The sequence below is a fragment of the Paenibacillus antarcticus genome, from assembly GCF_001637225.1.
Lineage (GTDB): Bacteria > Bacillota > Bacilli > Paenibacillales > Paenibacillaceae > Paenibacillus_AQ > Paenibacillus_AQ antarcticus.
In genome coordinates this window covers 1-20,136 of record NZ_LVJI01000032.1, presented here as the reverse complement: position 1 = coordinate 20,136, position 20,136 = coordinate 1, and the positions used below count along the sequence as shown (strand labels likewise).

The 20,136-nt window shown below is 42.1% G+C and carries 18 protein-coding genes; all 18 read right to left on the bottom strand.

Annotated features, from left to right (window positions below):
- Nucleotides 1-128 precede the first annotated feature (128 nt).
- A complete protein-coding gene (gene spoIIGA, locus PBAT_RS19545) occupies nt 129-1,136 on the bottom strand; it encodes a sigma-E processing peptidase SpoIIGA (protein ID WP_068652080.1) in 1,008 nt (335 codons plus the stop codon).
- A 281-nt stretch (nt 1,137-1,417) separates the two neighbouring features.
- A complete protein-coding gene (gene ftsZ, locus PBAT_RS19540; RefSeq protein ID WP_068652078.1) occupies nt 1,418-2,533 on the bottom strand; it encodes a cell division protein FtsZ in 1,116 nt (371 codons plus the stop codon).
- Nucleotides 2,534-2,591: 58 nt separating this feature from the next.
- Nucleotides 2,592-3,863, bottom strand: a complete 1,272-nt coding sequence (ftsA, locus tag PBAT_RS19535) for a cell division protein FtsA (RefSeq protein WP_068652077.1) — start codon at nt 3,861-3,863, stop codon at nt 2,592-2,594.
- A gap of 192 nt (nt 3,864-4,055) precedes the next feature.
- Nucleotides 4,056-4,829 carry a cell division protein FtsQ/DivIB gene (locus PBAT_RS19530; protein WP_068652075.1) on the bottom strand — a complete coding sequence of 258 codons (774 nt, stop codon included), beginning with the start codon at nt 4,827-4,829 and terminating at the stop codon, nt 4,056-4,058.
- Between the two features lie 57 nt (nt 4,830-4,886).
- Complete coding sequence (gene murA / locus PBAT_RS19525; RefSeq protein WP_068652073.1) at nt 4,887-6,170, bottom strand: UDP-N-acetylglucosamine 1-carboxyvinyltransferase; 1,284 nt, start codon at nt 6,168-6,170, stop codon at nt 4,887-4,889.
- Between the two features lie 16 nt (nt 6,171-6,186).
- Nucleotides 6,187-7,092, bottom strand: a complete 906-nt coding sequence (murB, locus tag PBAT_RS19520) for a UDP-N-acetylmuramate dehydrogenase (RefSeq protein WP_068652071.1) — start codon at nt 7,090-7,092, stop codon at nt 6,187-6,189.
- A gap of 12 nt (nt 7,093-7,104) precedes the next feature.
- The gene (locus PBAT_RS25345) at nt 7,105-7,281 is read right to left on the bottom strand and encodes a hypothetical protein (protein WP_169810141.1); all 177 of its coding nucleotides are present in this window, start codon (nt 7,279-7,281) and stop codon (nt 7,105-7,107) included.
- A 2-nt stretch (nt 7,282-7,283) separates the two neighbouring features.
- Nucleotides 7,284-8,381, bottom strand: coding sequence for a stage V sporulation protein E (spoVE, locus tag PBAT_RS19515; RefSeq protein WP_068652069.1), 1,098 nt, complete (start codon nt 8,379-8,381; stop codon nt 7,284-7,286).
- 52 nt (nt 8,382-8,433) lie between these two features.
- Nucleotides 8,434-9,855 carry a UDP-N-acetylmuramoyl-L-alanine--D-glutamate ligase gene (murD, locus tag PBAT_RS19510; protein ID WP_068652068.1) on the bottom strand — a complete coding sequence of 474 codons (1,422 nt, stop codon included), beginning with the start codon at nt 9,853-9,855 and terminating at the stop codon, nt 8,434-8,436.
- Nucleotides 9,856-9,857: 2 nt separating this feature from the next.
- Nucleotides 9,858-10,823, bottom strand: coding sequence for a phospho-N-acetylmuramoyl-pentapeptide-transferase (gene mraY, locus PBAT_RS19505; RefSeq protein WP_068652066.1), 966 nt, complete (start codon nt 10,821-10,823; stop codon nt 9,858-9,860).
- 29 nt (nt 10,824-10,852) lie between these two features.
- Nucleotides 10,853-12,244 (bottom strand): UDP-N-acetylmuramoyl-tripeptide--D-alanyl-D-alanine ligase, encoded by a 1,392-nt coding sequence (locus PBAT_RS19500; protein ID WP_338045678.1) that lies wholly within the window; start codon nt 12,242-12,244, stop codon nt 10,853-10,855.
- A 2-nt stretch (nt 12,245-12,246) separates the two neighbouring features.
- Entirely contained in the window at nt 12,247-13,731 is a 1,485-nt protein-coding gene (locus tag PBAT_RS19495; protein ID WP_068652062.1) for a UDP-N-acetylmuramoyl-L-alanyl-D-glutamate--2,6-diaminopimelate ligase, read from the bottom strand.
- Nucleotides 13,732-13,785: 54 nt separating this feature from the next.
- On the bottom strand, nt 13,786-15,741 hold the full coding sequence (locus tag PBAT_RS19490) for a stage V sporulation protein D (RefSeq protein ID WP_068652060.1): 1,956 nt from the start codon (nt 15,739-15,741) through the stop codon (nt 13,786-13,788).
- Nucleotides 15,742-15,831: 90 nt separating this feature from the next.
- Nucleotides 15,832-18,084, bottom strand: a complete 2,253-nt coding sequence (locus tag PBAT_RS19485; RefSeq protein WP_068652058.1) for a penicillin-binding transpeptidase domain-containing protein — start codon at nt 18,082-18,084, stop codon at nt 15,832-15,834.
- Between the two features lie 24 nt (nt 18,085-18,108).
- Nucleotides 18,109-18,513: a hypothetical protein gene (locus tag PBAT_RS19480; RefSeq protein WP_068652056.1), complete on the bottom strand. Its 405-nt coding sequence runs from the start codon at nt 18,511-18,513 to the stop codon at nt 18,109-18,111.
- 43 nt (nt 18,514-18,556) lie between these two features.
- Nucleotides 18,557-19,507, bottom strand: a complete 951-nt coding sequence (gene rsmH / locus PBAT_RS19475) for a 16S rRNA (cytosine(1402)-N(4))-methyltransferase RsmH (RefSeq protein WP_068652054.1) — start codon at nt 19,505-19,507, stop codon at nt 18,557-18,559.
- 19 nt (nt 19,508-19,526) lie between these two features.
- A complete protein-coding gene (gene mraZ, locus PBAT_RS19470) occupies nt 19,527-19,964 on the bottom strand; it encodes a division/cell wall cluster transcriptional repressor MraZ (protein ID WP_068652052.1) in 438 nt (145 codons plus the stop codon).
- A partial coding sequence (locus PBAT_RS25805) for a hypothetical protein (protein ID WP_211267842.1) occupies nt 19,939-20,136 on the bottom strand: 198 nt, incomplete at its 5' end. The genes PBAT_RS25805 and mraZ, both read right to left, overlap by 26 nt.

The following is a 20,136-nucleotide window of genomic DNA, read 5'->3' as shown; positions in this document are numbered from 1 at the left end:
GAGTTTTCTGTAAGAAAACTAGCATCGTAAGCATCATCTTTGAGTTTTCTGTAAGAAAACTAGCATCGTAAGCATCATCATATGTTTTCTGAAGCAAACTACCATCGATGTACCGCAAAAATATCTTTTCAATCATTAACTTGAGTTTCCGAAGGATATAAGCCAGCGGGAGGGGGATAAGTTGTTACCTTAGTCGCGCTGACATTAGTAGTAGCGTCCTCATCTATCAAGTCTGGATGAATGATCGCCCTATATGCCTTTTCGGAGGAAAGAGTACCCCCATCAAGTCCAACTAACACTCTGGTGCTCGTGGTTGTTTTACCATCCATACAGATTTCAACAGAATCTGGTTTTAAAGCTAACATAAACGCTGACCCTCGATTCACTCCCCGATAAGGTACTAACCTCAAACGGTCCTGCCAAGCAAAAGATGATTCGTCTCCAAGCTCCATGACCAGTTTGTCCGCATCTCCCTCAGCAAGTTTATCCCTCCATGCAGCAGGTAAGTAATCTCCCCATAAAGAGGCCTCCATCACCATAACTGGTATTCGTGTTAAAGGATCACACAATTGATTACCTGTATCTAACAATCCCGTACACTTCACCTGTTCGCTACCTATATTCACTTTCACTTCCGCAAAATACACATGCCTATTATCCAATTTACGTTTGGAAGATTGGACAATTTTAAACCAAAAAACAACGATAATAAACATGATTAACATAAACCAAAATCCAATCTTCAGTTCGAAAGACAGCCCCCCCGATGTTGTATACCAAATTCCGCTCCAGAGATCACTTGAATTTTGCAGCAGATAATGAATGCCAATAATCCCACCAGCCGCGGCAAAATTAATAATATAAAATGCCCCCATATTCCTCAGATAGTGTTGAAGGCTCCTAAAACCGAAGGCGATCCACAACATTATCAATGAAAGCCCGAACTTAATGAGAAAGGTATACATGAACGAAAGTCCGGGGACGAACATCATGATGACATATAGGGCACCTAAAAAGGCCGATAAAGAAATTCGCCACCAAGGCGTTTTTATTTTACGCATCCAACCAGTTAACCATAAAAGAGTCCCATCAATAAGTAGATTAGTAATAAAAATAAGATCGATATAGACAATCATTGCTCTCACCTGCCTGAGCTTTAAATCCTATCGGTAGAAAAGCCAATGTTTCTGAAATATATTCCCTTTGGTCTAAAGGAGATGTGTTTAGTATAGAAAAACTAACTTCCAAAGTCTGTCTAAACCTGGAAGCAATCGCGGTTTTTTTTTGTCGATAGAGGTTAGTTCATGGAAGAAGGATTCTAAATTGGAACGTGGAAGAATAGGAAGCATATAAAAAAGCCCGATTTCTTTAAAAAAGAAAACGGACCTTTCATATGTCATGATAATTAGTGTATAAATTATTCGTTGTTATTGCGTGAACGATTCCGCAGAAATGTTGGAATATCCAGTTGATCATTACTTGGCTGATTACCAAATGGACGCAAGTTATTATTACGATTCTCAACAGGCTCATTCTCTGGTGTTCCTGGTTTACGAATTTGAGCGTGTGGTACTGCTTGTTTATGCTCAAATCCAGTAGCAATAACTGTAACTTTAATATCGTCTTTCAAATCCTCATCAATAATAGCACCAAATATCATATTCACATCTGGATCTGAAGCTGAAGTAACGATTTCTGCTGCTTCGTTCACTTCATACAGAGACAGATTTGAACCACCCGTAATATTCATAATAACACCACGAGCCCCTTCGATCGAAGTTTCTAGTAATGGACTCATAATAGCCTTACGAGCTGCCTCAGCGGCACGGTTCTCACCTGATGCTACGCCAATCCCCATTAGTGCAGACCCACGCTCTGTCATAATCGTCTTCACGTCTGCAAAGTCAAGGTTAATTAGACCAGGAACTGCAATAAGATCTGATATCCCCTGTACCGCTTGACGAAGAACATTATCAGCTTCTCTAAACGCTTCTAACATCGGTGTCTTTTTATCCACTATTTCTAATAGACGATCGTTAGGAATAACAATCAATGTATCTACTTTTTCTTTCAGAGCCTCAATCCCTAGTTCAGCTTGGGAGAAACGTTTCCGACCTTCAAAAGTAAAAGGACGTGTAACAACGCCTACTGTCAGCGCTCCACACTCTCTTGCAATCTCAGCGATTACAGGAGCTGCACCCGTACCCGTTCCGCCACCCATTCCTGCAGTGACAAACACCATATCTGCGCCTTTCAGCGTGTTCGAGATCAAATCTCTAGATTCTTCAGCAGCCTTCTTGCCGACTTCAGGATTAGCACCCGCGCCAAGACCCCTTGTTAGCTTATCACCAATCTGTAGCTTGTGTTCTGACTTAGCCATATGCAGTGCTTGAGCATCTGTATTTACCGTGATAAACTCAACGCCTTGCACACCATTCTCAATCATTCGGTTGACAGCGTTACTACCACCACCACCAACACCAATTACTTTAATCTGAGCTAAGCTTTCCATTTCAAAGTCAAATTCCAACATATTATTCCATCTCCCCCTCGTTGTACATCGATGGCACGTTCACAGTTATATGAACACCTTATATAAATTCACTGAACATGTTTTTTAAGCGCTCAACCAACCCCGTTTTTTGTGTCTTTCCTTGATTAGATGTAGGATTCACCTTGTTGTTGTTCCGGTTAGGTTGTTTTTTAGTATTGGCAGCAATTGCATTGTTACGTCCACGAATATTACGTATAACATTGTGAAGGATACCAACACCACTCGTAAATCCTGGATCTCTGACACCTATATAATCGGGAACTGCAATCCGTACAGAAGCTTCAAGCTCAGCTTGTGCAACTTGCAATACACCAGGCATCGAAACCGTGCCTCCAGTGAGTATATAACCTCCAGGAAGTTCACTGTAACCTAGACGTTTCACTTCTTGATGAAGGAGATGGAATATTTCTTGAATCCGAGGCTCAACAATAGCAGCCAAATCTTGTTGACTGAATTCTTTTTCAACGTTACTCCCAATTCGAGTTACTTTGAAAATAACATCAGGAGCAGCATCGTCTACTAAAGCACATCCGTATTTTAACTTAACCTTCTCAGCTTGATCCGTTAACGTCCGTAATCCATAGGCAATATCATTAGTTACGTATTCCCCGCCAATAGGTAGTGTGGAAGTCGCGACCATAGTTCCAGCTTCAAAAACAGCAATGCTTGTATTTCCAGCACCGATATCAACAAGTACAGAACCCATGGTTTTCTCGTCTTTAGATAAAGACATTTGACCTGCTCCCAAAGACATTAGTACTAGATCTTTGATCTTCAAGCCCGATTTCTCTACACACCGTAAAAGATTATGTATGGCCGGTTTTGCCCCCGTAATAATAATCGCTTCCACTTCTAAACGAACGCCAATCATACCTCGTGGATCTTGAATTCCTTCAAGACCGTCCACAACGTATTGCTTAGCGACAACATCAATAATTTCCCGGTCAGGAGGCAAAGCAACAACTTCTGCAGCTTTGAGAACGCGTTCAATGTCCTCTTCTCCAATTTCCCGATCCTCGTTCGATACAGCCACAACACCGTGGCTTGTTTGAAGTCCAATATGATTCCCGGAAATGCCGACATATACTTCAGATATTTGAATACCAACCATACGTTCCGCATGATCTACTGCACTGCGGATCGATTGTACAGTCTGGTCAATATCTACAATTGCACCTTTGCGAATTCCTTCTGAGTCGGCAGATCCAACTCCAATAATATTAAAGGTTCCATTATTTACTTCCCCAATAATAGCACGAACTTTGGATGTACCGATGTCCAAACTAACAATGATGTCATTGTTGCTCAACCGTGGCACCTCCTATTTTTTGAAATGAAAAGCGAATGGAAAGACGTTCTTACATAATATTCAACACGGCTTCCTTTTTCCCTCTTTTTTCTACATTTTTTTTACATATCACATATTGTCAGCTATCAAATTATTAATATTATAAGAAAAGCAAACAAATAGACTTGTCCACAAAACTAATTGTAGCATTTTTCATTCGTTATTAGTAGTCCCATCCCCATTCTCAGACTCACTGTCTACGGGTTGGAAAGGGACGTATGAATCAGCCTCAAGCATTGTAATAAGTCCAGGTTCTTCTGTCTCTATCACTTGATTGAGATATTCCACTTTATCCTTAAGTAGAGATACAGCAGTAATCACTTCGAATTTGGAACGCGTATACAGTTTGATACGATCTGGAAAAGAAACCGTAGGAGATGGCATAATCTCTGATATATCCGAAGTCAATTGATTAGGAATCGCACCAAGTACTTGACTCAGTTCCAATTTATAAGGATCGGTTGGATTCCATTGTGTTAATATTGGCTTCTCTATAGCAATACCACTCTTGTTCACGGGCACCATAACCCCATTCGATAAAATAGCCATGAGTGATCCTTCTTGGCCTAACTCATAGGCAACCGTTATATACTCTTGAATCTGTATCTGTATAACGCCGGGGAAATGCTTGTCCACCGTTACGTTCTGAACCGATTTCACGTCCAGTAATTTAGCCTCCAACGTTGCTGCCGAAACCCCAAAGAATTGATCATCTACATTGAATTCTCCTGCTTGTAATAACTGCTCTTTCGTAGCGAATACATTTCCCTGAAATTGAATTTCAGAGATTTTGCTAATCGGAGATCTAAAAAAAAGTACAGCAAGTAGAACTAAACAGAATAACAAGAGAATAAACATAATTTTACGACTGGTTTTCATTTTTCTTACTTTATTAGGTTTAAGAACTGGTATAGATGTCTTTGACATATCAACTCTCCATAAAATGCCTCTTATCCCCTCTTCACGGAGGGGATAAGCAGGACCTTAGTTGGCCAAATCTAAATGATTGGACACCGGAGTATGTCTGTGAATATCAGCTCCAAGCTTCTGGAATAATTGTTCAATATGATCATATCCCCGGTCAATATGGTGCACCTGCTCCACAATAGTCTTACCTTGTGCCGCCAAACCAGCAATAACTAATGCAGCTCCTGCTCTTAAATCTGTAGCCTCAACCGTCGCTCCATATAATCTTTGAACCCCACGTATAAACGCATAATTGAGATCTATAGAAATATCAGCACCCATGACAGTCAACTCGTCGACATGTTTGAATCTTCCTTCAAATACCGTCTCCTTCATCACACTAAAACCATCTGATAAAGTCAACAATACCATGACTTGGGATTGCAGATCTGTTGGAAATGATGGGTATGGTGATGTAATAATCCGTTCCACTGCTTTGGGGCGTCCCATACAGCTTACGGTCATTATATCATTGCAGACACCTATTTGAACACCAGCGCGCTTAAGGACATGAATCAATGACGTGAGATGTGATGAATTACAATGCGTTAGTGTCACATTGCCACGTGTTGCGGCAGCGGCAATCATGACCGTCCCCGCTACAATACGATCTGGAATGATTTCATAAGTGCACGGACTCAGCTTCTTTACGCCTTGAATCGTGATGGTATCTGTTCCAGCTCCAATTATACTTGCTCCCATTTGGTTCAGGAAGTTCTGAAGGTCCTGAATTTCAGGTTCTCTAGCCGCATTTGTAATGACTGTAGTCCCTTCAGCCATTGCTGCTGCCATCATAATATTCTCAGTAGCACCAACACTAGGAAAATCCAAATGTATATCTGCTCCTACTAGCTTGCTAGCTTTACAAAGAATCTGCTGATCTTGTTCTTCAATGACTGCACCCAATAATCTTAACCCTTTTAGATGAAGATCAATCTTTCGTTCTCCAATCGCACATCCTCCAGGCTGGTAAATCGTCACTTCTCCAAACCTAGCAAGTAAAGGGCCCATTAGAAAAATGGATGATCGCATTTGTTTCATTAAGTCTTCCGGTACATGAAACGAATTGGCGGTCGACGTATCCACAATGACCATTTCTTGCTCATGCTGTGTTTGGCACCCTAGCCGATTCAGGATGTTCATCATAACTTCAATATCCAATAGCCGAGGGACATTATGCAAATGAACTATACCATCAGCCAGCATACATGCAGCTAGAATTGGCAGTGCGGCATTTTTGGACCCATGGATACGCACGGTTCCTGATAGGGTTTTGCCTCCCTCAATCACCAATTTGTCCAATGTATCACCTCCGAGTTTACCGCTCACCTACTATAAACACTTCTGGTACCAAAGAGATACCATTCTCAGAAACTATCCGTTTCTGAATTTCGTGCATAAGGGTGAGCACGTCCTCTGCTGTCGCTTGCCCGGTATTTACAATAAAATTGGCATGCTGCAATGAAATCTCCGCACCACCGACTCGGTAGCCCTTAAGTCCCGCAGCCTCAATAAGCCTTGCAGCGTAGTCTCCCATTGGATTACGGAACACGCTGCCCGCACAGGGCATCTGTAGTGGTTGTGTACGCCTACGGCGATCCTTGTACGATGCTAAAGCGGCCGCTATTTCTCTACGTTCTCCAAACTCAAGCCCAAATGTAGCTTCAACTACAATTCCCTTGCGCTCGTGCAGAACAGAGTGACGATAAGCAAATTCCATTTCCTTAGTAGCATAAGACACCAATTCACCTGTTTCCAGTACAATCTCAGCGGACTTGAATATGCGTGATACATCAGACCCATGGGCTCCAGCGTTCATATATACGGCTCCACCAACAGAACCGGGAATCCCTCCTGCAAACTCTAAACCCGTTAATCCATGTCTGCCGCTCAAGAAGCTCAATTTCACAAAAGAGCAACCACCACCTGCAGATACGGTTTCCTCCTGGAAGTTAGCATATTCCAACCCCGAACCCAGTTTGATGACGACTCCGCGAATCCCCTTATCTGAAACAAGCATATTAGATCCGCGACCAATCTGAATCCATGGAATTCTATGATGATGGAGTAACGTAATAAGTTCTTGCAGTTGTTCTCTCGTTTCAGGAACAATGAAGGCATCGGCAGGACCCCCAATTCTCCATGTCGTATGTTTTGTCATGGGTTCATTCAGGTGTACTTCCCCGATGTTTGTCTTCAATAATAGCGACGTCCATTGCTGCAACGAAATCCCTCCTTACCATCCAACCGAAATTTTACATTTCTCAATGAATTCAGGAGGCCATTTGGTATCTAGTGCGATGCTGCCGTGTCCTGGGCGATTATCACGATTATAAGGTATCTTATGTAATCCTACATAGGTGTGTGACAATCGCAATTCGCTTTTAACGAGTCTTTCGCGAACGCCAATCATCTTCACCTTGCATATCGAGATATATTTAGCAGTATACCTAGCGCTGTGAGCATCAGTGTTAACGATGATCCCCCATAACTGATTAAAGGGAGTGTTATTCCTGTCACAGGCATCATTCCGATCACGACACCAATATTAACGATCACTTGAATCGCAACCATTCCAACAATGCCAACAGCAAGTAAACTTCCAAAGCTATCCGAGATCGTCATCGCAACGCGCATACCACGCCATACTAGAATCAGAAATAATAGTAATACGATCATCCCACCAATAAACCCAAGTTCTTCCGCCAATATAGAAAAAATAAAATCTGTTTGTGGCTCTGGCACATAACTATACTTTTGACGACTCATACCGAGTCCTAAGCCACCAAGCCCTCCCGGACCTATCGCATACAGCGATTGTATAATCTGATAACCAGCACCTAATGGATCTGACCATGGATCAAGGAACGCTGTGATCCGTTTTAGCCGATACGGTGCTGCCAGTATAAGTCCCGCAAATCCTACGATACCCACAAGTCCAAGCATTCCAAGATGTTTCATTCGTGCACCCGACGTAAATACGATCATAAGAGATGCACCGAACATAACACTACCCGTTCCTAAGTCCGGCTGCATCATAACCAGTGCAAATGCAGTACCGATTAACCCAAGTGGAGGAAGTAGGCCTTTCGTGAATGAAGTAATATTGTAATTCTCCTGGCTCAACCATTTCGCCAGAAAGAGAATCATTCCAAGCTTCATAAACTCCGATGGTTGAATACCGAAGGAACTAATTCCTAGCCAACTACGTGCTCCACCTCTTACATTACCGATACCAGGAATAAGCACCATAATCAGTAGTATAAAACAAACCACTAATCCAACTTTGGCATATTTCAACCAAAATCGATAATCAAGATTAGCAGTAACAAACATGGCCACGAGTCCCAACCCAGCGAATAAGGCCTGTCGTTTAACAAAATAATAAGAATCTCCATAATTATGGAAACCAAGGACAGAACCTGCGCTCTGCACCATTATAATTCCAATTGTGAGTAGACCAAGAATACATAGTAGGAGCCATAGATCTAGGCTTTGGCGAGTTTTATTCATGAAAAGCCACCTCGTGTTAGAGAAAGTAGGGGCTTATCCACATCCCCCCTACTTAAAGATTATGCACCGCCTCTTTAAAAATGCGTCCACGTTCCTCATATGAAGTAAACATATCCCAACTTGCACAAGCTGGAGATAGTAGAACAATATCTCCTGGTTCTGCGATAGTTGCTGCTTCATTCACGGCCGTGACCAATGTTGTGGCGGAGTCCTCTACAGTATCGACGATGGAAATGACCTTTAATCCAGCAAGTTCGGCTACTTTTGCAATTTTATGTTTCGTTTCGCCCAGTAATACAACCGCTTTGACTCTCTCACCAAATACCGTTAGCAGTTCCCTATAGTCTGAACCACGATCTAGTCCACCCGCAATTAATACGATTGGGTTCTTAAAAGATGTAAGCGCCATCGAAGTCGCCTTGGAATTCGTAGCTTTAGAATTGTTGTAATAAGAGACACCCTTTGTCTCTTTGACATATTCAAGACGATGCTCTACACCTCGAAAAGATGAGAGTGGCGATGATAATTGATTTATTGAGACACCTGCTGCTATAGCAATAGTACACGAAGCAAGAGCATTCTCTACATTAAAACGCCCTGGGATGCCGATATCTTCTACAGGAATGATCTCTTGTGTTCTTCCTTCTTTATCACGATATACTACGGTACGCATCACTGAATCCTCGGTGTCAGCAATATATGGTGGGCTGACATATACCCCCTCCACTAGCTCTTCACTCATAGAAAAAGGTAAAACTCTTCCTTTCATGTGAGGCACTAGACTGCGACAGTATGGATCATCCCAATTGAGGATCGCAAAATCATCTTTACTTTGGTTCACGAACACATTAGCCTTGGAAGAAATATAATCCTCCATGTCTCCATGGTAATCCAAGTGTGTCTCCGCGATATTAAGTAGACAGCCAATACGTGGTCGGAACTGTTGCGTCCCTTTCAATTGAAAGCTACTTAGCTCAACGACCATCCAGTCATCTTCAGTGGCGTCTACTACAGCAGCACAAAGAGGCGTGCCAATGTTACCTGCTACGATTGGAGACAATCCCGCTGAACGAAGGATGTTACCAACCCACGTAGTAGTTGTCGTCTTACCATTGGAACCTGTTATTCCAATCATCGGTGCCTCAGATAAATAATAGGCCACTTCCACTTCCGTAACGATTTCAATACCAAGTTCTATAGCCTTAACTAAAGGAGGAACAGAATACGGGATACCTGGATTCTTTACAACCAAATCAATACCACGATGAATAAGATCACTTGGATGAGATCCACAAATAACAGAAATTCCCAAAACCTCTAATTCAGAAGCTTCGGGACACTGATCTTTCTCTTTTTTATCATTAACGGTGACTAAAGCCCCCATTTTATGGAGAACTTTAGCGACTTCCACACCACTCTTTGCAAGGCCGAGTACAACGACTTGCTTATCTCTGTATGTGTCTGGATGATTCATAATTACAACCCCTTGTTAATATAAATTCCGAGACCTGCTAATACGAGGCCCACAGCCCAAAATGTAATAACGACTCGCCATTCAGACCAACCTGAAAGCTCAAAGTGATGATGAATAGGGCTCATTTTGAAAATTCGTTTACCTCGTAGCTTAAATGATCCAATCTGTAGAACCACAGAGAGCATTTCTATAACGAATATTCCTCCGATAATCAGGAATAACAGCTCACTTTTGGTCACAATCGCAATCGCACCGATGGCTCCCCCAATACCAAGTGATCCTGTATCTCCCATAAATACCTTCGCAGGATGCGCATTGAACACTAAGAAACCTAATACCGCACCGATCATAGCTGCTGCACAAAAAGCTGCAGGAAGAGAAGTCGCTTGCATAGCTACTAAAGCAAATGCTCCGAACGCGATGGCACTCACGCCAGATAACAATCCGTCTAGCCCATCCGTAAAGTTAACAGCATTACTAATCGCAAGAAGCATAAAAATAATGAATGGATAATAAAACCAACCACCCCAGTCAAAACCCCATGAGGTACCTGGTATGCTAATCGATGTGTCGTGACCATTTTGAAAGAGTAAATAACATACAATACCTGAGAAGAGCAATTGTCCCACTAACTTCTGTCGAGATGTTAGTCCGAGTGATCGTTTGAATACAATTTTAATATAATCGTCAAGAAAACCTATCAACCCAAATCCAAGTGTCGCAACAAGTAATACATAAAAGTCAGTATTTACAATAGAAAATTTCAAATACGATAAAGTAAACGCTAATAAAATAACAATTCCACCCATCGTGGGTGTGCCTGCTTTTGCTAAATGACTCTCAGGGCCATCATGCCTTATCTGCTGTCCAAACTTCATACGGCGCAACAAAGGAATGAGTATAGGTGCAGCAATCACCGATAGAATAAAGGATACACCGATTGTTAGTAATAATAATTTAATGTCCATAGTTTCACCTCATCAGTTTGTCAGATTGGCTAACACTTCTCAATAAGAGCATTTACTACTTCTTCTAGCTTCATCCCACGTGAGGCCTTTACGAGCACAATATCTTTAGGGTGAATTTGTTCTACAAGATGTTTAATAAGTGCAGCTTTATCTGTAAAAGCATGTACATCAGCCTCAGGGAGATTTACCCTAGCAGCTTCAGCTATATAGGTAGACAACGGCCCGTATGTATATAGCACATTTATTTTGTCAGACGTAACGTAAGTTCCGATTTCAGCATGATACTCGTTCTCTTGCGATCCAAGCTCCAGCATGTCCCCGAGCACTGCTATTTTGCGTCGGTACCCCTTCATACTTTCAAGTACATCGATAGCAGCTTTCATAGATGACGGACTTGCATTATATGCATCATTGAGTAAATTTAAACCTCTAGTAGAGACAACATGCTCAATACGCATTCCTGTCAATTGCAACTGAGATAGCCCTTTTTTGATACACTCATCGCTTATATTAAAAAAACGTGCAACTGTAAGTGCTGCTAAACAGTTAACCACATTGTGGCGACCAAATAGAGGTAAATCTATGCCAAGATCCTTATGAACATAGGATGTGAATATAATGCCTTTGCTAAGGAACATCATCCCTGTTGGATAATCATCGCTATTTGAATCTAAACCAAATGTAAATGTGTGTATATCAGATGGCTTATCTGCTTGTAATTCAGCCAACACCTCCGGAATGAGAGGCTCATCACCGTTATAAATAAGTAACCCACCTGATTTCAATCCACTAACAATTTCTAACTTCGCTCGAGCAATTTCTTTGCGCGATCCCAATTGTAAGAGATGAGATTCCCCGATATTCGTGATAAGCGCAACGTCCGGTTGTGCTATATAAGATAACGTCTCGATCTCTTCTCGTCCACTCATACCCATCTCTAGTACCACAATATCTACGTCCGAATCCATGCTCAGAACCGTAAGTGGAAGCCCGATGTGATTATTAAAGTTGCCTTCCGTCTTGTGTACTTTGTATGTCGTATCTAGTAGCGCAAACACCATATCTTTCGTTGTTGTCTTACCATTGCTTCCTGTAATACCTACAACTTTACAACCTACTTCGTTCAAGTAAGCTTTAGCAAGCATCTGTAAAGCTACAAGTGTATCATCCACCTCAATAACAGATCCATCAGGGCATTCACCTCGATCACGTTGCCATAACGTAGCACCTGCCCCGCTTTCTAATCCCTTAATTGCAAAATCATGGCCATCATAACGTTCTCCTACAATCGGCACAAATAAACATCCCGCCGCAATATGGCGAGAATCTGTGATCACACCCTGTATAACCTTATGACGATCCTGTTCATGATTGATCGTCCCACCACACATAATAGCCATTTCACCTAACGTTTTATTAATCACTATTGTATACCCCTTATCGCTTCTTTTGCGACGATACGATCATCGAAATCATGAGTCGTCTGTCCGATTAATTGGTAGGTCTCATGACCTTTCCCCGCAATCAATACTACATCTTCAGGGCTTGCCATATCAATAGCTATTTGAATAGCTACCCGTCGATCTTCGATTAGTAGATAGTTCTCCAGAGGTACTTGGTCTTCAATAAGCCCTTGTTCGATATCCTTCAAGATGGATTCAGGATCTTCTGTACGAGGATTATCCGAAGTTACGAATACCACATCACTATACTTCGCTGCGATTTTCCCCATAATTGGACGCTTTGTCTTGTCGCGGTCACCACCACAGCCGAATACAGTTAATACCCGACCTACAGCGAACTCATTCACTGTCTTTAATACATTCTCAAGTCCATCCGGTGTATGTGCATAATCAACGATAACAGCAAAAGGCTGTCCTGCCTCCACGGATTCAACACGGCCATCTACACCACTTAAGGATTCAAGGCTACGTTTAATTTCATTAAGTGGAACACCTTCTAATAGCGTAGCTGTTATAGCACCCAACGCATTATACACATTAAATTTACCGACCATCTTCAGCTTTATATCCGTGCTACCTTTGAAAGAATCCACATGGAAATCCGTGCCTTGTGCGCTAATTGATATCTCAGTTGCACGCACATCTACACCTTCCTCTAAACCATACGTAATGACTTCCGCCGCTGTTATATTTCTGAAATACGCAGACGCAGGATCATCTGCATTCAATACGGCAAACTTCCGCTTATCTTGAATACTTTGGAATGCGTTGCCCATACGGGAAAAGAACAATCCTTTGGCAGCACGATACTCATCCATGGTGTTGTGGTAATCAAGATGATCCTGTGTAAGATTCGTAAAAACAGCCGTACGGAAGTCAGTACCTTTCACTCGTCCTTGTTCCAAGGCATGTGAGGATACTTCCATCACGCAACAACGAGTACCACTAGCTGCCATATCATGCAGTGAACGCTGTAATTCTAGCGCTTCAGGCGTAGTACCTGACATGGGAAATGTGCGACCTCCATAACGCATCTGAATCGTACCGATAAGACCAGTCTTCACGTTATGATCATTCATGATTTTCTCAATCAGATACGCCGTTGTTGTTTTACCATTCGTGCCTGTGATGCCAATCACTTTCATCTGTTTGCTTGGTGATCCGAAGAATGCATCTGCAAGTACAGCCATGGCATAGCGGCAATCCTTAACGATAATTTGTGGTAGGTCGATATCCAATTGCCGATCAACAACAAGTGCCGCTGCCCCTTTTTCCATCGCTTGCTGAGCATAGTTGTGTCCGTCAACTGTGTGGCCTGGTAAACAAATGAATAAATCCCCTTCTGAGACCTTTCGGGAATCCGTCTGTATGCCAGAAACTCTAATATCTACACTACCTATGATGTGTTTGATTGTTAATGTTGAAGCCAATTCATTAAGTCTCATCTATAATCCCTCACTTATTTCAATTATCGTCATATTTGACGAATGTTAGGCACCTTAAGGTGCCTTATCTTCAACGCCTGTACCTGCCTCAGCGTTACCCATATAAATTCGAATCGTTGATCCTTGGTCCACCCTACTACCTGGCTTAGGCGCTTGACTGACTACTATCGTACCACTCCCTGATTTAGAGAGCATGAAGTTCATATTCAGATCTTCGTATAAGTCTTGAACAGATGCACCGACTAGATCAGGTACCGTGACAATCTTAGTCTCACCATATTTGTATTCTTTCGTTATCTGATCTTTACGTTGTGGCACTTTCATATATTGGAGTGTGTCCTCAAGTATATTTTGTACAATAGGAGCAGCAACTACACCACCAAATTGAATGCCTTTTGGATTATCTACTGCAGTATATACGACAATTTGTGGATCATCTGCTGGTGCAAAGCCAATAAATGACACAATGTGTTCTGTAGCCGAATAACGACCATTAACTACGATCTGCGCTGTCCCTGTCTTTCCTCCCACACGGTACCCATCGATAAAAGCAGGACGTCCGGTACCTTTGGCTACGACACTTTCTAACGCCTCTCTAACTTTACGAGATGTCTCTTCGGAGATCACCCGTCTGATTAGCTCTGGTTTCGTTTCTTCTACAATGGTATTCGTATCCGAGTTAATCCAAGCCTTTGAAACATAAGGTTTGTATAAATTCCCACCGTTGATTGCTGCCGACACCGCTGCTACTTGTTGTATGGGAGTCACCGAAACCCCTTGACCAAAGGATGTCGTCGCTAGTTCCACGGTTCCAACATTAGCTAATTTGAACAGAATCCCATTTTCTTCTCCATTTAAATCAATCCCTGTCTTAGAACCGAAGCCGAAATTGCGTATATATTTAAATAGCGTCTCTTTCCCAAGTCTTTGACCTAATTCTACAAAACCAGGATTACAAGAATTCTCCACAACTTCTAAGAAAGTCTCACTGCCATGCCCACCCTTTTTCCAACATCTCAGCTTAGCTCCGCCTACCTTAACATATCCTGGGTCAAAGAACGTATCACGCTCTAAGTCCACTTTTTTCTCTTCTAAAGCGGCAGCTAGCGTAATGATTTTGAAAGTGGAACCCGGCTCATAGGTCATCCATATCGGTAAGTTGCGATTGTAGACTTCCGCTGGATACTCCTTATATAGTGCTGGCTCATATCCAGGTCGACTAGCCATGGCGAGAATTTCTCCTGTTTTGGGATTCATCGCAATTGACCAAGCACCTCTTGCTTGAAGCTTCACCATAGCTTGATCCAACTCACGCTCCATAATCGACTGAATCGACTTATCGATGGTTAGTTCAAGACTCAGGCCATCTTTGGGCTCAGCATATTTCTCAGAGGAACCAGGCATAAGCCTTCCTCCTGCATCAGATAGATAGGATATGTTGCCATCGAATCCTTTTAACCTATCATCATACTTTTGTTCAATACCTGTTATACCCTGATTATCAATTCCGGTGAATCCTAGAATATGAGCTGCCAAATCTCCATAAGGATAATACCTTTTATTGTCCTCTGCAACAATGATACCCGGTAGCTTCAAATCACGGATTTTCTGAGAGAGCTCCATCGTGATCTTACGTCCACCGGGTTGCAGTTTTACATTCATGGATTTCTTTTTCTTGAGTTTCTCCAGAATTTTCTCCTGGCTCATACCAAGCAGAGGTGATAATGCCATAGCCGTTTTTTCGGGTTCCTTCACCTGAACGGGTATTGCCCACACCGTAGGTGAACTGATGTTGTAGGCCAAGGCTGTTCCGTTTCGATCTAGGATTTCTCCTCTTTTGGCAGTAAAGGGAAGTTGTCTGCGCCATAAATCCTCTGCTCTCTCAGATAACTCTTTACCTTGTCCGAGTTGAACATAAGCCAATCTAACCATTAATGCTACAAACAGCACGCAAAAGAGCAGCAAGCTCCACAGTAGCCTCCGTCTCAGCGTCACATTTGAAACTTTCATCGCAATAGCCTCCCTAGTAATCCTGATCTCATGATACGTGTTATATCATCAATATTCAGGACAACTAGGGCTTAGAACAAGCTCTATACGCTACTCTGTTTCCTCATTATCTACTTCTGTGTCAATCTCATCAACTGCCGTATTCGAAGGACTCAGAGTTAATTGTACTTTACGCTTACCTTGATCTTCTATAACCTTTTGTTCGGTGACATACCCTTCACCTTCTACGTTAACGGTCAATTCCATCAACGTCAATACCTGCAATGCGTCAAGTAGAGATTCACCCTTTAAATCAGGTATTTCCATCGTCTTACTCTCTTCCGTTAGCAAATATATCCGTTGCCCATCATTCATGATAGAGCCTTTAGCTGGGAATTGCCTAATCACCTTCTTACCTGTTCCTAACGTCTCGTAAGCAATACCAGTATTCAACAATTCTTTCCTTGCTGATTCAATCGTCTTCCCTACCAATTCAGGAGCCTTAGATTTAATAATATTCGTATTACTATTCTTCTTAGAATTTTGAGCATCATTTCCTGAATCAGCTGAAAATACTTTTGGAACATTCATATACTGAAGTGATTGAGATACAATTTTTTTAAATACAGGTGCAGCCGCAGATCCCCCACCTGCATTCGCGTCAGCTGGCTCATCTATAATGACAATGACAGCAATCTTCGGATCATTCACTGGAGCATAACCAACAAAAGAAACGACTGACTTGTCATAATCGTATTTACCATTAATATTTTTAACCGCAGTACCTGTTTTACCTGCTACTCGATAACCTTCAATGTAAGCATTTCGTCCAGTTCCATCTTTTTGATCGGAGACGACTTGCTCCAAATAATTTCCTGTTTCTTTGGCAGCTGCAGGGGATATTACCTGCACAGCCTCCTTTTCAGACTTAAATGGTGTCGTCACCCCAGTATTCGGATCATGCCGCTCTTTAATAATATGTGGCTGAAGCAACCTTCCTCCATTGGCAATAGCGGCAATCGCCGTAATCTGCTGTATAGGTGTAACGTTAACACCATGCCCATAGGATGCTGTTGCAACTTCTACATTACCCGGTAAATTAATCGCCCAGGAAGCTTCACCAGGCATATCAATTCCAGTTTTCTTCCCGAAACCGAAATTGTTAATATAATTTAGTAGTCGTTCCTTGCCTAACATTTCGAATCCCATCTTAACAAATGCAACGTTACTCGAACGTTTCACACCTTCTAAGTACGAAATAGTACCCCAACCTGCATGCTTCTTATCATGAAGCACTGTCTTGGTGCCCTTTATTTTAATACCTCCGGATAAATACTTGTCTGTCGGCTTAACCAGCTTCTCTTCGATAGCCCCTGCCAACGTAACAATTTTAAATGTGGATCCTGGTTCGTACAACGCACTTACGGCAAGGTTTCTATAATTATCTGGTGTTTCCCAGTAGGAGTTAGGATTAAATGTAGGCATATTCGCCATCCCTAGAATTTCCATCGTATTGGGATCTGCTGCGATCACGGTCATACTGATTGGATTATATTTCGCAAAGGCCTCTTTCATAGCGTCTTCAATATAATACTGTATCGTATCGTCAATGGTCAGCTTGAAGTTTGTACCATTGACAGCAGGAACATAAACCTCATTTGCATTCGGTAACTTGTCTAACTGCCCATCGCTTTGGTAATTAATTGACCCCTCTTTGCCTTCGAGTTCCTTGTTCAATGATGCCTCGAGACCTGAAATCGCCTTACCATCACGATCTACAAAACCAATAACATGCGCTGCTAGACTGTTATTAGGATAATAACGCTTCTGTTCTTTAATTAAGCCAATCCCTGCATCGGCAATTTTTGTCTTATCCTTCTTTAACTCGTCTTTAATTTCTTGAATTAATAGCGCAACTTGATCTCGCTTTTCTTGATTGATTCTCAAACCTTCTGTACGGACTTCACGGCTTGTTAGGTAGCCTTCTTTATTATTTGGTTTGATCTTTTCAGGATCTGTCGTTTTCGCTGTAACCAATTTACGCAATTCAGCTTCATCTTTACCCAGAATTCGTTGTAACCCTGCAACCACTTCATCCTCAATACCATTCTCATGAATAACCAAAGGATTCACCGTCACGGTATAGGCAGGCGCATCAATCGCGAGTGCTTCCCCGTTCCGATCTGTAATCGTGCCACGTGTAGCCGCAATTTTATCTTGCTTGGACCACTTTGCGACCGCCCTATCATGCCATACGTCCCCGTCAACGACTTGAATGAAGAAGACTCTAGTTATTAAAATAGCAAAGAGGAGGGTTATAAATCCTCCTATAAGCAGTGTTCGTAACTTTATTCTTTTTACCATCAGACAACCCTCACCTCACATCCACTATTTTTTCGATGTCTCAGCAACGTCAGTAGAACCTGCAACACGAGGTACATGAATAATACTGTGCTCGGGAGGTAGGACATAGCCTTCTTTGATCGCCGTTTCAACAATAGTCTCTTTAAGGGTCTGCTTCTTAAGCTCCAACTTAGAAATTTCCAACTTGTTTGCTCTGATTTCACTATTCATTCTTTGGCTCTGTTTATTAAGATCATAGATATGTGCGTATCGCCAAATTACTAGGCTTGCAACAGCTACACATACTAATATAGTTAACAAATACAGCATTTTTTCCTTCATCGGAATGAATGTTCGGCGTGTTACAACTTTAGTCTGTTCACGATATCCAGGAGAAACCCGCTCGACTGGTTTTGGTTTTACTGCTAAATTCCCACGCGTATAAGCCATTATTTACTTCCTTTCTTGAGCATCACTGCTTATCAATTTGAAATTACAGTTTCTCCGCGATACGAAGTTTTGCTGATCTTGCACGCGAGTTCTCTTCAAGCTCTAATTCACTAGGAATCATCGGCTTACGATTAATAAGTTTTATTTGACCTTTACTTCCACATACACACATTGGAAAATCAGATGGACAAGTACATTTCGGAACATAACTACTAAGTATTTGTTTGCAAATACGATCTTCCAAGGAATGGAAGGTAATCACAGATATTCTCCCACCTGGTGCCAAGCAGCGTACCGCTTGGTGTAATCCATCTTCGAAAGCTCCAAGTTCATCATTGACTGCAATCCTTAGCGCTTGAAAGCTACGTTTAGCAGGATGACCTCCTGTTCTTCGTGCTGCGGCCGGAATACCGTCCTTGATAATCTCCACTAGTTCACCTGTCGTTTCAATATGTTTCTTCTCCCGACGCTCAATAATTAATTTAGCGATACGACGCGAGAACTTTTCTTCTCCATATTGGAATAACACCCTAGCGATTTCTTTTTCAGACCATGTATTGATGATCGTATCTGCCGTCAACTCTGCCGACTGATCCATCCTCATATCTAATGGAGCATCATGGTTATAACTAAATCCACGCTCTCCTTCGTCAAACTGTGGTGATGAGACACCCAGATCGAACAAAATACCATCTACTTGAGGAATTCCATCCTTCTGCGGGACAGAGAGCTCCTTCAAAGCTTCTTCTAAGTAACGAAAGTTGGTTTTCACTAAAGATATTCGATCACTATAAGGGGCTAACTTTTCCTTTGCAGCCTCAAGTGCCCAATCATCCTGATCCAATCCAATTAATCTTCCATATTCTCCAAGTTTGGATGCGATCAGGGAGCTGTGTCCCGCGCCTCCTAAAGTACAATCGACATAAATGCCGTCTCTTTTTATACGAAGTCCTTCTGTGGCTTCTTCTTTAAGTACCGTGATGTGATGAAACAAGATGCAACCCTCCAGACTATTATAAATCAAAGTTAAAATCGACTAATTTCTCAGCAATATCATTAAACGCTTCTTCGGATTGGTCGTAATACGCATTCCAAGTCGATTTACTCCAAATCTCCATACGGTTCGATACGCCGAGTACAACACACTCTTTATCCAATTTAGCATATTCTCTTAAGTTTCCCGGTAAGTTTACCCTACCCTGTTTATCCCATTCGCATTCGGTCGCACCCGAGAAAAAAAATCGTGTGAACGCACGTGCATCCGATTTCATCAGCGGAAGTGATTTGAGTTTCTGTTCTAAGAGTGCCCATTCTTCTATCGGATAAGCAAATAGACAATGGTCTAAGCCGCGGGTAACAACAAATGAGGTTCCCAGAAGATCACGGAATTTGACAGGAATAATCATTCGTCCCTTATCATCAATGCTATGCTGATATTCCCCCATAAACATTGGCCCACTCACTCCTTAACCTATTTTCCCCACTTTGCACCACTTTCCACCACTTAACAATACTAGATTCGCCATTAGAAATCAAAGTCCTTCTTTCATGCACACGTTTTTTTATTGTTATAAGAAAGGAGACAAAGAAACAAGCCCCCCAATAATGATATGCTCCCCTTAT

Bases quoted from the DNA above. Each gene is read 5' to 3' on its own strand.
- PBAT_RS19485 (WP_068652058.1), bottom strand. From the start codon at position 18,084: ATGGTAAAAAGAATAAAGTTACGAACACTGCTTATAGGAGGATTTATA.
- PBAT_RS19480 (WP_068652056.1), bottom strand. From the start codon at position 18,513: ATGGCTTATACGCGTGGGAATTTAGCAGTAAAACCAAAACCAGTCGAG.
- PBAT_RS19530 (WP_068652075.1), bottom strand. From the start codon at position 4,829: ATGTCAAAGACATCTATACCAGTTCTTAAACCTAATAAAGTAAGAAAA.
- spoIIGA (WP_068652080.1), bottom strand. From the start codon at position 1,136: ATGATTGTCTATATCGATCTTATTTTTATTACTAATCTACTTATTGAT.
- PBAT_RS19490 (WP_068652060.1), bottom strand. From the start codon at position 15,741: ATGAAAGTTTCAAATGTGACGCTGAGACGGAGGCTACTGTGGAGCTTG.
- mraZ (WP_068652052.1), bottom strand. From the start codon at position 19,964: ATGTTTATGGGGGAATATCAGCATAGCATTGATGATAAGGGACGAATG.
- PBAT_RS19495 (WP_068652062.1), bottom strand. From the start codon at position 13,731: ATGAGACTTAATGAATTGGCTTCAACATTAACAATCAAACACATCATA.
- ftsZ (WP_068652078.1), bottom strand. From the start codon at position 2,533: ATGTTGGAATTTGACTTTGAAATGGAAAGCTTAGCTCAGATTAAAGTA.
- PBAT_RS25345 (WP_169810141.1), bottom strand. From the start codon at position 7,281: ATGATTGGCGTTCGCGAAAGACTCGTTAAAAGCGAATTGCGATTGTCA.
- spoVE (WP_068652069.1), bottom strand. From the start codon at position 8,381: ATGAATAAAACTCGCCAAAGCCTAGATCTATGGCTCCTACTATGTATT.
- mraY (WP_068652066.1), bottom strand. From the start codon at position 10,823: ATGGACATTAAATTATTATTACTAACAATCGGTGTATCCTTTATTCTA.
- murD (WP_068652068.1), bottom strand. From the start codon at position 9,855: ATGAATCATCCAGACACATACAGAGATAAGCAAGTCGTTGTACTCGGC.